This is a genomic window from Yoonia sp. (assembly GCF_030731595.1).
Lineage (GTDB): Bacteria > Pseudomonadota > Alphaproteobacteria > Rhodobacterales > Rhodobacteraceae > Yoonia.
The window spans coordinates 1-12,181 of the sequence record NZ_JANQTS010000101.1 but is presented as its reverse complement, the minus strand read 5'-3'; the positions used below and the strand labels follow the sequence as shown (position 1 = coordinate 12,181).

Sequence of the window (12,181 nt, the reverse complement as noted above, 5' to 3'; positions counted from 1 at the left end):
CCTCCATGACTATGACAGGACGCTCGAGAGTTTCATGGCCTGACCCATATCGCCGTCAACTGTGAGCTTGCCTGTCATGAAGGCTGTTGTGGGGTTCATTTCGCCATCAAGAATGGCTTTGAATGTTTCGGTGCTGGCCATCAGTGTGACATCTGCGTCGTCATCGCCAGCGCGTGCGCCGTGCGCATCGATAATGATGCTGCCTTCGCCTTCGATATCGAATTTCGCTGTGCCATCAAAGCCGCCACTCAGTTTTGCATTCAGGGCAGCGACGGCCTCTGTTACGACATCACTCATATTTTTGTCCTCTTTTGCTCAATTGTGACTGCGCGGGCTCTGGTGTTGGCCGGATACTGCGCTACATTACGAATATGGGTACGCAGACACACCGCTTCAAATGTATCGTTACGGCACTTTTGCTGACAGTTGGGTTTTCCCTACCTGCCGATGCGCAGGAAACCCCGTTAGACGACCTTTATCAAGAGCTGGCCGAGGCGGATGAGGCGACATATGCGCGGGTCGAGCGACGCATTATCTCGGAATGGGAAAAGAGCGGGTCTGCGGCGATGGATCTTTTGCTGCGTCGTGGCAAGGACGCGTTGGATGACGGCCAACCAGAGGTGGCTGTGGAACATTTCACCGCTTTGGTCGATCATGCGCCGGATTTTGCCGAAGGCTACTATGGCCGCGCCTCCTCTTACTATCTGCTGGGTCTCACAGGACCGGCCCTTGATGACATCCGGCAGGTGCTGGCCCTGAACCCGCGCCATTTCGAGGCGATGCGCGGCCTGGCGGTTATCATGGAAGAATTGCAGCGCCCCGAAGATGCGCTTGAACTTTACCGGATGATACTTGAGATTAACCCGAACTCTGCCGAAACCTTGGGTTCGGTCGAACGTTTGCAATTGCAGCTCGAGGGCCAGGCGCTCTAGGCGTCGGCTCTCCGAAAATCGGGGAATATCATGGCGGGTTCCCGGATCACGGCCGTTCTTGGCCCGACCAACACTGGCAAAACGCACTATGCGATAGAAAGAATGCTGGCCTATCGCACGGGTGTGATCGGCCTGCCGCTGCGCTTGCTGGCCCGCGAGGTCTATGACCGGATCGTGGCTGTGCGCGGCCCCGGCGTTGTGGCCTTGGTCACGGGCGAAGAACGCATTGTGCCGCCCCGTGCCGCCTATTGGGTCTGCACCGTGGAGGCGATGCCCGAAGGGATGGGCTGCGATTTTCTGGCGGTGGACGAGATCCAGCTTTGCGCCGATCCCGAACGGGGCCATGTCTTTACCGACCGGCTGATGAACGCCCGCGGGCTGCATGAAACACTGTTTCTGGGGGCTGAAACGATGCGGGGTGCCATCGCCGCGATGGTCCCCGACGCACAATTCATGCGCCGCGAGCGGATGTCCCAATTAACCTACTCAGGTTCGAAAAAGATAAGCAGGATGCCTGCAAGGTCCGCAATTGTGGGGTTTTCGGTTGAAAATGTATATGCGATCGCAGAGCTGCTGCGGCGCACCAAAGGCGGTGCAGCGGTTGTGATGGGCGCACTTTCACCGCGCACACGCAATGCACAGGTTGAAATGTATCAAAACGGCGATGTCGACTATCTGGTGGCGACCGACGCGATCGGGATGGGCCTGAACCTTGATATCAGTCACGTTGCCTTTTCGTCGCTGACCAAGTTCGACGGACACCGGATGCGCCACTTACAGCCCGAGGAACTTGCGCAGATTGCAGGCCGCGCGGGGCGTCATGTCGAGAACGGGACATTCGGGGTGACGGGTGAAGCGCCCGAGCTGGATGAAGGTGTCGCACAGGCAATTTGCGAGCACCGCTTTCAACCGGTCAAGAAACTGCAATGGCGCAACAGCCGTCTGCAATTCGGATCGGTCAAGCGACTTATCGCTACTCTGGAGGATCGCACCGACAACCCCTGGCTGACCCGTGTGCGCGAAAGCGACGATCTTGCAGCGCTCAAGGCGCTGGCAGCCGATGCTGAAGTCTCTGCGCGCGCGACCGATGGTCCTTCGGTCAAATTGCTGTGGGATGTCTGCCGCATTCCCGATTTTCGCGGGATCAGCAAGGGTGAACATGCCAGCCAGCTGACCCATATCTACAACGATCTGCACCAGTTTGGGCATGTGTCCGCCAATTGGTTCGGGCTTCAGGTCCGGCGCATTGACCGCACCGACGGAGACATTGATACCCTGTCCAAGCGGCTCGCCTATATTCGGACCTGGACCTATGTGGCACAGCGGAACGGGTGGCTGGTTGACGAATCCCATTGGCGCGAAGAGACGCGCGCTGTAGAAGACCGACTATCAGATGCGCTACATGGTGCATTAACACAAAGATTTGTGGACCGGCGGACCAGCATTCTGCTTCGCCGGCTCAAACAGAAGGAGAGCCTGTTGGCTGACGTGAACGAAAAGGGTGAAGTGACCGTAGAGGGCGAATTCGTCGGACGGTTGGAAGGGTTCCGGTTCCGGATGGACAAGGCCGGAAGCCCCGACGAGGCGAAAACCCTTCGGCAGGCCTCTGTGCAGGCGCTGGTCCCGAAATTCCATCTTCTCGCGGATCGCTTCTATAATGCACCTGACCCCGAAATTGATTTCACCGAACAGGGTGGGCTGATGTGGGGCGATCAGGCCGTCGGCAAACTGGTGGCGGGCGCTGATCCGTTCAAACCATCGATTTCCGTTTTCGTGGATGAAGAGGCAGGGCCCGATGTGGCCGCCAAAGTGCAGCGCCGCTTGCAGCACTTCATCGACCGCAAGATCGCCAGCGGTTTCGAGCCGATCCTGGCACTCCGGAACGACGAGGCGCTGACGGGGGCCGCCAAAGGCTTTGCCTACCGGATGGCCGAAGGGTTCGGGATCATTCCGCGCGGTGATGTGGCCGATGAGGTCAAAGCGCTGGATCAGGACGCCCGTGGCGCGCTGCGCAAGCACGGTGTGCGGTTTGGCCAGTTTACGGTCTTTATGCCGCTGTTGCTCAAGCCCGCGCCAACCCGTCTGCGGCTGGTGCTGTGGTCGCTGTCCAAAGGTCTGGCCGAATTCCCCGAAAGCCCGCCCCCCGGTCTGGTCACTGTTCCTGCGGCAAAAGATGCGGTCGCGGGCTATTATGCGATGGCTGGCTACCGTGCTGCGGGCGAACGGGCGATCCGTATCGATATGCTTGAACGCCTTGCCGATATGCTGCGCGACAAAGACAGTCGCGGCGGTTTCGAAGCGAACCCCGATATGCTGTCGATCACCGGCATGACGCTGGAACAGTTTGCCGATCTGATGACCGGCCTTGGTTATAAAGCCGAGAAAGGCACCCGCGCAAAGATCAAGGCAGGCCGTCCGCCGGAAACACCGGACACCCCGCCTGTCGAGGTGCCGGGAGATGCTCCGCCAGACGCGCCACAGGAAATGCCCGATACGCCACCTTCCGAGACGCCGATTGATACGCCGCAGGAAATGCCAAACGACGCGCCGCAAGAGTTTCCGGATTATTCCGGCGGGGACGCCCCGCAAGCAGAGATGGAAGAGTTCTACACCTTTACCTGGGGTGGACGTGCGGTGCGACCTGCGCGCCCTCAGGCTGACGCGCGCCCGCAACGCGCCAAAGGCAAACCAAAAGGCAAGGGCAAACCGCCATCCGAGGCCAACAAGCCGCAAAGCTTCCAAGCCAAGCCCAAGCGCGAAAAGCAGATTGATCCGGACAACCCCTTTGCTGCCGCACTGGCCGGGTTCAACAAGGGTTGACCGACCCCCGCGAGACGATCCGGCTGGATAAATGGCTTTGGCATGCGCGGTTCTTCAAATCGCGCAGCATCGCCGCCGGGGTCGTGACAGGCGGGAAGGTTCGGGTTGACAGCCAACCTGTCAGCAAGCCCGCCCGTGCCGTGGGCCCGGGCAATGTGCTGACGTTTATTCAGGAAACCGAAACGCGCGTTGTGCGCATTGTGGCCTGCGGCGCGCGGCGCGGGCCTGCCCCCGAGGCGCAGACGCTTTATGAAGACCTGACACCCGTCGTGGAAAAGCGCCCCTATAATCCCGGCGGCGACAGAAAAGGCCGCCCGACCAAGAAAGATCGGCGTGATATGATGTCCCATCGCGGGAATGATGGTCCATTCGACCTTGAATGAGGCTGGCGACTATTCTAGCAAGTAAAAGCTAACAATTCGGATGCCTCCATGACCTATATCGTCAACGACAATTGTATCGCCTGCAAATACACCGACTGTGTCGAAGTCTGCCCCGTGGACTGTTTTTACGAGGGCGAGAATATGCTCGTGATCCATCCTGACGAATGTATCGATTGCGGTGTGTGCGAACCCGAATGCCCTGCCGATGCGATCCGCCCCGACACAGAGCCGGACATGGAAAAATGGGTCGAGTTCAATCGCAAGTATTCCGAGATGTGGCCGGTGATCATCACCAAGAAAGATCCGCTGCCTTCCGCCGAAGAGATGGATGGCAAAGAAGGCAAGATGGAACTGTTTTCCGAAGCGCCGGGCGAGGGTGGCTGATTCGACGCTTTTCTCTTTTTAGGCCTTTGTTCTTAAGGGCTTAACTGTGAAAAACACCGTGCTTTCAGAAGTGTCATTTTTGTGATACAATCACCCTAATGCCGCGAAAAATTTGATCCATGATTGTAACGAACACACCCCGGCGGAGGCGATTTGCCCCCGGCGGTTTTTTGTCGACGCAAGACCGGATCGCCATGAAAGGACGATCATGAGCAAGAAGAAAAACGAGTTTAGCCCGAACGAATTTGTGGTCTACCCCGCGCACGGCGTCGGCAAGATCGTGTCGATCGAAACCCAGGAAGTTGCCGGTTTCGAGCTGGAGATGTTTGTCATCTCCTTCGAGAAAGACAAGATGACGCTGCGGGTGCCAACGCACAAGGCGACCGACGTCGGCATGCGCGCTTTGGCGACACCTGATGTCGTCAGCCACGCGATGAAGACGCTGCGTGGCAAAGCCAAGGTCAAGAAGGCCATGTGGTCCCGTCGGGCGCAAGAGTACGAGCAAAAGATCAACTCGGGCGATCTGATCGCGATTGCAGAGGTCGTGCGCGACCTGCACCGCCAGGACGACCAGCGCGAGCAAAGCTATTCCGAGCGTCAGCTTTACGAAGCAGCGCTGGAGCGTTTGACCCGCGAGATTGCTGCCGTTGCAGGCAATGATGAACATGCCGCTGCTGCAGAGATCGACTCCGTTCTGGTTGGCCGCGCCGCCTGATCGACTTTGAAATCAAACAAAAAACCGCGTCCCATGGGGCGCGGTTTTTTCGTGGACGAAGGCGTCAGCCGGTGCCTACAGCGCGCGCCAGCCGATGTCGGACCGGTAAAACCCGTCTTGCCAGTCAATCCCATGCGCCATTGCATAGGCTTTTTCATGGGCTTCGGCCAAACTTGCCCCGCGCGCTGTGACGCTGAGCACCCGCCCGCCTGTCGCGGTGATCTGGCCTGCCTTTTCGGTCGTTCCCGCGTGAAAGACCATGTGGAAACTGTCCTCGGGCTGGGTCTCGAGCCCGTTGATGACCGTGCCCTTTTCGTATGAACCGGGATACCCTTTTGCCGCCATGACGATCGTCAGCGCATGATCATCAGCCCAGTTTGCCGCAACTTCGTGCAAGCGCTCTTCTGCACAGGCTTGCAGCAGATCAAGGATCTGGCCGCCCAGCCGCATCATCAGGCATTGGCATTCAGGATCACCAAAGCGCACGTTGTATTCCACCAGTCTGGGTTGCCCGTTCTGGATCATCAACCCGCAAAACAGCACGCCTTGGAAGGGTGTGCCGCGTTTGGCCATCTCGGCCATCGTGGGGCGGATGATTTCATCGAGCGCCTTGGTTGTGATCTCGTCGGTCATCACCGGTGCAGGCGAATAGGCCCCCATGCCGCCGGTGTTGGGGCCAGTGTCGCCGTCATAGGCGCGTTTGTGGTCCTGTGCGGTGCCGACCGGCAGAATCGTTTTGCCATCACACAGAACGAAGAACGATGCCTCTTCGCCTTCCATGAATTCCTCGATCACGACCTCTGCACCTGCGTCGCCAAAGCTGCCGTCGAACATGTCGTCGATGGCGGCCAGTGCTTCGGCTTCGGTCATGGCCACGATCACGCCTTTTCCGGCCGCAAGCCCGTCAGCTTTGACGACAATGGGCGCCCCTTGCGTGCGGATATAGTCACGGGCGGCATCGGCCTGGGAGAAGTGGGCGTAAGCGGCGGTCGGCGCCTTGGCCGCATCACAAATGGCCTTTGTAAAGGATTTCGAGGCTTCGAGTTGGGCCGCCTCTTGGCTGGGTCCGAACACAAGCAGACCTGCGCTGCGCAACCGGTCCGCGACGCCCGCCGCCAAAGGCGCCTCTGGCCCCACGATCACGAAATCCACGGCGTTTTCCTCGGCGAATGTCGCAACCGCGCCACCATCAAGGATATTGATATCAGCACATTCTGCGATGGCGGCAATACCGGCATTCCCGGGGGCCACAATCAGGCGGTCGCATTTGGGGTTTTGCTTGATAGCCCATGCAAGACTATGCTCGCGACCACCGCTGCCCAAGATCAATATGTTCATCAGTGCCCTCGCCGTTCGCTTTCGTGGCTGGTTCTAAGGTCGTCTTTGCTTGACCACAAGTGTCACACAACCGCGTTTTTCTGCGCGTGCATACTTGGAGATTTCAATCCTGCACAGTAGCATTGGCCAAGCGTCTTTGAATGGCTGGACCTCATTGAAATGAAACGCACGAAAACTGATCGTCGATTGTGGCACCGCCTTGAAGGCTACAGCTTTCACGAGCGGCCATTGACGCGGTCCCTGGTCGAGCGTTTGGAGGAAGAAACGGGCCACTCGACCGACGTTTGTTATATTCTGGTCGAAGAGTATCGTCGGTACATGTATCTGGTCGGAAGTACTGGCGAGACACTGTCGCCGTCACCGATTGTAAACCTTGTCTGGCGGCTCCACGCCGAGGATGAAAAGGCTTATTTCGAAGACTTTTGCCGGCGCATCATCGGCCGTACAATCCACTACACGGGGGATTTGCCGCCATTCCAGGACGATCCGGCCTATCTCAACACGCTAGAGTATTACGCGCAGGAGTTCGGGCGGCCACAGGTCCAGTTCTGGCCGGACCCTGATCTGGCTTCCGTGCGCAACTCCAGTATACTGATTTGGTCGATTGGTGGGGCTGCTGTTCTTTTGTCATTTGTCTTCGGCTCGTTGCTGTTTGGTGCATTCGGGATCGTCATGATCCTCGCGACGGTCTTTTTGCGGTGGAAGTTTTCGTCACTGCCGCTTCGCGTTAATCCCTGAAGGGGCAAAGCTTGAACGATCTATTTGAAGATGCGCCCGCTGATAACACGCCGGAATTTACCGTCTCGGAGATTTCGGGCGCTGTCAAAAAAGCGATTGAAGGGGGTTTTTCCCATGTGCGTATCAGGGGCGAGGTGGGGCGGGTCTCGCGCCCGGGGTCAGGGCACATCTATCTTGACCTGAAAGACGACCGGTCTGTTCTCTCTGCTGTGATCTGGAAAGGACGCGCCCAAGGTTTGGCCCATCGCCCAGAGGAAGGGATGGAGGTCATTGCCACAGGCAAGCTGACCACTTTCCCCGGGCAATCCAAATATCAGATGGTGATCGAAGATATCGCCCCTGCGGGGGCGGGCGCGCTGATGGCAATGTTGGAAAGGCGCAAGGCAGCTTTGGCAGCCGAGGGGCTTTTCGCGCCGGAGCGCAAGAAACCTCTGCCCTATCTGCCAGAGATCATTGGTGTCGTGACCTCGCCTTCGGGTGCTGTCATTCGCGATATCTTGCACCGTTTGCGCGACCGTTTCCCGCGCAAGGTACTGGTTTGGCCGGTCGCGGTGCAGGGGGCGAAATGCGCGCCAGAGGTGGCTGCTGCAATCCGTGGCTTCAATGCATTGACCCCCGGTGGCGCACTGCCGCGCCCTGATCTGCTGATCGTCGCCCGTGGCGGTGGATCGCTTGAGGATCTTTGGGGCTTTAACGAGGAAATCGTGGCGCGGGCTGCTGCTGCGTCGGATATTCCGCTGATTTCCGCCGTGGGCCACGAGACGGATACGACGTTGATTGATTTTGTATCGGATATGCGCGCGCCGACGCCGACAGCGGCGGCTGAATTGGCGGTGCCGGTACGGATGGAACTGATGGCGTGGACAGACCAGCAAGGCGCGCGCCTGAGCCGGGCCCTGACCACAGCGCTCGCGCAACGCCAGCAACGGCTGCGCGATCTGGGCCGTGCGCTGCCACAGGTCGAAGCTTTGGTGGAAGGACCGCGGCAGCGCCTGGACTATCTGGGCGAGCGTTTGCCAAACGCCCTGCGCGGGGCTGCGGCCAAAAAGCGGCTGCAAATGTCAGAGGCGGCGTTGCGACCGGGTATCCTGTCGCGGCGTCTGGCAGAGGATCAGCGGCGTTTGGATGGTTTGGCGGCCCGACTGGTGCCTGCGTTGAAACGCAGGACACGGGAGGCGCGGACAGAGCTGACACAGGCAAGCCGGGCTTTGCGTGCAGATGTCTTGCAGGGCAGGCTCGCGCGCCAGTCCGAGCGGTTGGAAACGGTCTTGCGCCGCTTGTCAGACCGCGCCTCGCGCCAGCAGTCAGAGCGCAGGGCGCGGCTCGAGGCCTTGGACCGTCTGCGCGAAACCTTGGGCTACGTCGAGACGCTCAAACGCGGCTATGCGGTTGTGCGCGGGGACGGTGCGGTTGTGACGGGCATCGCTGCAGCCAAAAGCGCGCAGTCGCTCGAGATCGAGTTTGCCGACGGGCGGATCGCGGTCAGCAACACCTCGCAAGGGCGGCTGCTCTAAAGGCGATTCAAGATGATAAGTCGTTGCAAATCAACGGATCTTGGCGCTCTGGCACTTCGAAGATAACCGTGGAATCTGGCACAGTCGTATAGACGCCGCGCAAGCCGCCGGGTTCATCGTATATGGCCCAGCATTTGTGCTCTGGATCGCCTTCATAGCGAAAACAGATGTCGCCCTTGCTTTCGAACCAGACACCATACTGGCAGGTTCCGTCAAACGTGGACCACATCACACGGCGGCCGGGCAAGTAGCGTTCGACCCCGAAGGTCGGGTTCATTTCGGTTCGAAAGGTGATGGTCCGGCCAGTGACATAGGCATCAAACTCCTCCGCTGTCATCGCGTCTTGGGCCACTGCGGGCGCGGCAAGCAGGAGGCAAACCAAAAGGTTACGCATTGCGCCACTTTTCAACCCGCGGGTCCATCATCCGCCGCCAAAGCGGAGGGACAAGGGCAATGCTTGCCATCAAGGGGAGCGGACGCGGGAGCATGGGCGCGCCATCTGGCAATTCAAGCGCTGGGTAGGGTCGCGCGGGGCGCGCATGGTGATCGGAATGGCGCGTTGCATTCAGCATCAGCGCCGAGGAAAACCAATGCGGGCTGTTCCAGCTATGCTGCGTCGCAACCGGTTCACGTTTGCCGGCCGCATCGACCCGGCGCATCAGACCATAGTGTTGCACGTAATCCGACATCAGCAGTTGTGATTGGGCATAAGCGCAGAGCCCCACATAGGCCAGCACGCCAGCCCCACCCCCGAGCCAAAAGGCCGCCGCAACACAAAGCGCCGCGCCGCCCAGATAAACCACATAGGGATTGCGCCATGCAGGGCGGTCGATCTTGCGCAGGCGTGCCGCTTCGGCACGATAGCCCTGCACAAATGACCCGCCCCAGGCGCGCAGGATATAGCGATACAGGCTCTCGCCTTTCCGGGCGGTGTTCGGGTCTTGGTTTGTTGCGACAAACCGGTGATGGACCAGCACATGCGCCGATGTGTGATGACCAAAGAGCAAGGTGATATAGGCCCACATCCCCAAGCGGTGCAAAACGCGGGCGCTGCGGTGGATCAGCTCATGGGCATTGGCATTGCTGACCTGCCCGAACCAAAGGCCCGCGCCAAAGAATAGACCTGCCTTTTCAAGCGGTTCCAGATGGGCAGATGCCAAACCCCAGACAATGAGCGGCAAGAGCGCAAAATGAGCCAGCGCGATCACCACAGACAGCGCCGTGTCGGCACCGTCAGACGCTGTTGTCGTATCGCGCGGACCAAGACGATCCAGTAAACTGGTCAGGGCCGTCAGAAACAAGACTGCGGCCACAATGTAGAAACCGCCCCAGAATGCACCCGCTGCAAGCAAAGCCGCAGGCGTCAGCGTGGCAAGGGTGAATTTCAACATCGGGGGTATCATGTTTCGCATGATTAGCACGTGTTTCCGAAGGGGTCAGCGGAAATAGCAAAGGCTGCGCGTATTGGTCACTTGCGGTGTCGCTTTTGCATGGTTTGGGTGAATCATGGCCAGTATGTTGGCGGTGATGCGAAAGAAGGAAAGGGCAATGGCTTTGGACAACCGAAAAGGTGTTTGGAAATCCGGCAAAGGCAAAGGCCGTCATCGCCCCAAGGGGCGTCAGCTTGACGATACCGCATGGGAGCAGGTTCAAGCGCTTTTGGGCGACCGTCCCCGCCGCCGCGATCTTTTGATCGAGTTTCTGCATCTGATTCAGGACGCCTATGGGTGCCTTTCGGCCGCCCATATGCGGGCATTGGCCGAAGAAATGCGCCTGAGCCAAGCCGAGGTCTATGAGGTCGCCACATTCTACGCCCATTTTGATGTGGTCAAAGAGGGGGAAACCCCGCCGCCTGCGCTTACCATCCGTGTTTGCGACTCGCTCTCTTGCGAATTGGCAGGGGCGCAGCAGTTGAAATCTGCACTGGAAGAAGGGCTGGACCCTTCGCAGGTACGTGTGCTGCGCGCGCCCTGCATGGGGCGTTGCGATACGGCGCCAGTGCTGGAACTGGGGCATCATCATATCGATCATGCGACGGTCGCAAAAGTCGAGGCGGCGATTGCTGCGGGGCATACCCACGCACATATGCCGGAGTATCAGGATTTCGCAGCCTACCGCGCGTCCGGTGGATATGCCGCGCTGGAAGCGCTGCGCGACACGGGCGATTGGGAGGCGGTGCAGGAAAAGGTCCTTGCCTCTGGCCTGCGTGGATTGGGCGGAGCCGGTTTCCCGTCTGGCAAGAAATGGGGGTTTGTGCGCGGCAATGCCGGACCCCGCTATCTGGCCGTCAACGGGGACGAGGGCGAGCCCGGGACGTTCAAAGATCGCCACTACCTTGAACGCACGCCGCATCTGTTTTTGGAAGGCATGTTGATTGCGGCATGGGCTGTCGAGGCTGAAAAGTGCTTTATCTACATGCGCGACGAATATCCTGCGGTTTTGGAGATTTTAGCGCTTGAGATCAAAGCGTTAGAGGACGCAGGTCTTGTGGACCAAGGCTATATCGATCTGCGGCGCGGGGCGGGGGCCTATATCTGCGGTGAAGAATCCGCCATGATCGAAAGCATCGAAGGCAAGCGGGGATTGCCGCGCCACCGTCCACCCTTTGTGGCGCAAGTCGGTATTTTTGGCCGGCCCACGCTTGTCCATAATGTCGAAACGCTCCTCTGGGTCGCGCGGATTTGCCGCGAGGGGCCGGAGGTGTTGAACAGGACCGAGAAGAATGGACGGATCGGACTGCGGTCCTATTCCGTATCGGGCCGGGTGGCAAAGCCGGGCGTCTATCTGCTGCCCGCCGGATCAACAATTACAGACGTGATCGCAGCGGCGGGTGGGATGGCCGAAGGCCATGTCTTCAAGGCCTATCAGCCCGGCGGTCCGTCGTCCGGCTTGCTGCCTGCGTCGATCCACGACGTGCCGCTGGATTTTGACACCTTGCAGCCTTTGGGCACATTTATCGGCTCTGCTGCCGTTGTCGTGCTGTCCGATCAGGATCGCGCGCGCGACGCGGCACTGAACATGCTGCGGTTTTTCGAGGATGAAAGCTGCGGGCAATGTACGCCGTGCCGTGTCGGGTGCGAAAAGGCGGTCAAGCTGATGCAGGCGGATACATGGGATCAGCCTTTGCTGACAGAGCTTTGCACCGCGATGGCTGATGCGTCGATTTGCGGTTTGGGGCAGGCGGCCCCGAACCCGATCAGGCTTGTGATGCAGCATTTCAAGGATGAGGTGTCAGGTTAAGCCGCGATCAGGCTTTCCAAATCTGCCTTGTATGATTAGGTGAATGGAAAGGCTGCAATGGTTGATCTGAATGTCATTTTTTAAAAAGCTCAAAGACCGGATGTTCAAATCCTCGTC

The 12,181-nt window shown here is 59.1% G+C and carries 12 protein-coding genes; 8 read left to right on the top strand and 4 right to left on the bottom strand.

Annotated elements, in window-relative coordinates; translation table 11 throughout:
• Window positions 1-9: 9 nt before the first annotated feature.
• Window positions 10-297 (bottom strand): SCP2 sterol-binding domain-containing protein, encoded by a 288-nt coding sequence (locus NWQ23_RS12075; protein WP_306166617.1) that lies wholly within the window; start codon window positions 295-297, stop codon window positions 10-12.
• 74 nt (window positions 298-371) lie between these two features.
• On the opposite strand from NWQ23_RS12075, the gene NWQ23_RS12070 reads away from it, so the two are divergent.
• The 5 genes from NWQ23_RS12070 to NWQ23_RS12050 all read left to right on the top strand — a co-directional run bounded on the left by NWQ23_RS12070 (window position 372) and on the right by NWQ23_RS12050 (window position 5,234).
• A complete protein-coding gene (locus NWQ23_RS12070) occupies window positions 372-932 on the top strand; it encodes a tetratricopeptide repeat protein (RefSeq protein WP_306166616.1) in 561 nt (186 codons plus the stop codon).
• A 30-nt stretch (window positions 933-962) separates the two neighbouring features.
• Window positions 963-3,752 (top strand): helicase-related protein, encoded by a 2,790-nt coding sequence (locus tag NWQ23_RS12065; protein WP_306166615.1) that lies wholly within the window; start codon window positions 963-965, stop codon window positions 3,750-3,752.
• A complete protein-coding gene (locus tag NWQ23_RS12060; RefSeq protein WP_306166614.1) occupies window positions 3,749-4,135 on the top strand; it encodes an RNA-binding S4 domain-containing protein in 387 nt (128 codons plus the stop codon). The genes NWQ23_RS12065 and NWQ23_RS12060 overlap by 4 nt, the downstream gene beginning before the upstream one ends.
• Window positions 4,136-4,183: 48 nt before the next feature.
• Window positions 4,184-4,519, top strand: coding sequence for a ferredoxin FdxA (gene fdxA / locus NWQ23_RS12055; protein WP_306166613.1), 336 nt, complete (start codon window positions 4,184-4,186; stop codon window positions 4,517-4,519).
• Between the two features lie 208 nt (window positions 4,520-4,727).
• Entirely contained in the window at window positions 4,728-5,234 is a 507-nt protein-coding gene (locus NWQ23_RS12050; RefSeq protein ID WP_306166612.1) for a CarD family transcriptional regulator, read from the top strand.
• 75 nt (window positions 5,235-5,309) lie between these two features.
• Here NWQ23_RS12050 and purD read toward each other — a convergent pair whose 3' ends face one another.
• Window positions 5,310-6,572, bottom strand: coding sequence for a phosphoribosylamine--glycine ligase (gene purD, locus NWQ23_RS12045; RefSeq protein ID WP_306166611.1), 1,263 nt, complete (start codon window positions 6,570-6,572; stop codon window positions 5,310-5,312).
• 159 nt (window positions 6,573-6,731) lie between these two features.
• On the opposite strand from purD, the gene NWQ23_RS12040 reads away from it, so the two are divergent.
• Window positions 6,732-7,310, top strand: coding sequence for a hypothetical protein (locus NWQ23_RS12040; protein ID WP_306166610.1), 579 nt, complete (start codon window positions 6,732-6,734; stop codon window positions 7,308-7,310).
• A gap of 11 nt (window positions 7,311-7,321) precedes the next feature.
• Window positions 7,322-8,824 (top strand): exodeoxyribonuclease VII large subunit, encoded by a 1,503-nt coding sequence (gene xseA / locus NWQ23_RS12035; protein WP_306166609.1) that lies wholly within the window; start codon window positions 7,322-7,324, stop codon window positions 8,822-8,824.
• Between the two features lie 7 nt (window positions 8,825-8,831).
• Here the strand turns inward: xseA and NWQ23_RS12030 are convergent, their stop codons facing one another.
• Window positions 8,832-9,218: a hypothetical protein gene (locus tag NWQ23_RS12030; RefSeq protein ID WP_306166608.1), complete on the bottom strand. Its 387-nt coding sequence runs from the start codon at window positions 9,216-9,218 to the stop codon at window positions 8,832-8,834.
• Window positions 9,211-10,215 carry an alkane 1-monooxygenase gene (locus tag NWQ23_RS12025; RefSeq protein WP_306166607.1) on the bottom strand — a complete coding sequence of 335 codons (1,005 nt, stop codon included), beginning with the start codon at window positions 10,213-10,215 and terminating at the stop codon, window positions 9,211-9,213. Before NWQ23_RS12025 ends, NWQ23_RS12030 begins: the two co-directional genes overlap by 8 nt.
• A 157-nt stretch (window positions 10,216-10,372) precedes the next feature.
• Between NWQ23_RS12025 and NWQ23_RS12020 the strand changes: the two genes are divergently transcribed.
• On the top strand, window positions 10,373-12,064 hold the full coding sequence (locus NWQ23_RS12020) for an NAD(P)H-dependent oxidoreductase subunit E (RefSeq protein ID WP_306166606.1): 1,692 nt from the start codon (window positions 10,373-10,375) through the stop codon (window positions 12,062-12,064).
• Window positions 12,065-12,181 lie beyond the last annotated feature (117 nt).

Coding starts and splice junctions, on each gene's coding strand:
- NWQ23_RS12075 (WP_306166617.1), bottom strand. CDS start 297: ATGAGTGATGTCGTAACAGAGGCCGTCGCTGCCCTGAATGCAAAACTG.
- NWQ23_RS12070 (WP_306166616.1), top strand. CDS start 372: ATGGGTACGCAGACACACCGCTTCAAATGTATCGTTACGGCACTTTTG.
- NWQ23_RS12065 (WP_306166615.1), top strand. CDS start 963: ATGGCGGGTTCCCGGATCACGGCCGTTCTTGGCCCGACCAACACTGGC.
- fdxA (WP_306166613.1), top strand. CDS start 4,184: ATGACCTATATCGTCAACGACAATTGTATCGCCTGCAAATACACCGAC.
- NWQ23_RS12050 (WP_306166612.1), top strand. CDS start 4,728: ATGAGCAAGAAGAAAAACGAGTTTAGCCCGAACGAATTTGTGGTCTAC.
- purD (WP_306166611.1), bottom strand. CDS start 6,572: ATGAACATATTGATCTTGGGCAGCGGTGGTCGCGAGCATAGTCTTGCA.
- NWQ23_RS12040 (WP_306166610.1), top strand. CDS start 6,732: ATGAAACGCACGAAAACTGATCGTCGATTGTGGCACCGCCTTGAAGGC.
- NWQ23_RS12030 (WP_306166608.1), bottom strand. CDS start 9,218: ATGCGTAACCTTTTGGTTTGCCTCCTGCTTGCCGCGCCCGCAGTGGCC.
- NWQ23_RS12025 (WP_306166607.1), bottom strand. CDS start 10,215: ATGTTGAAATTCACCCTTGCCACGCTGACGCCTGCGGCTTTGCTTGCA.
- NWQ23_RS12020 (WP_306166606.1), top strand. CDS start 10,373: ATGGCTTTGGACAACCGAAAAGGTGTTTGGAAATCCGGCAAAGGCAAA.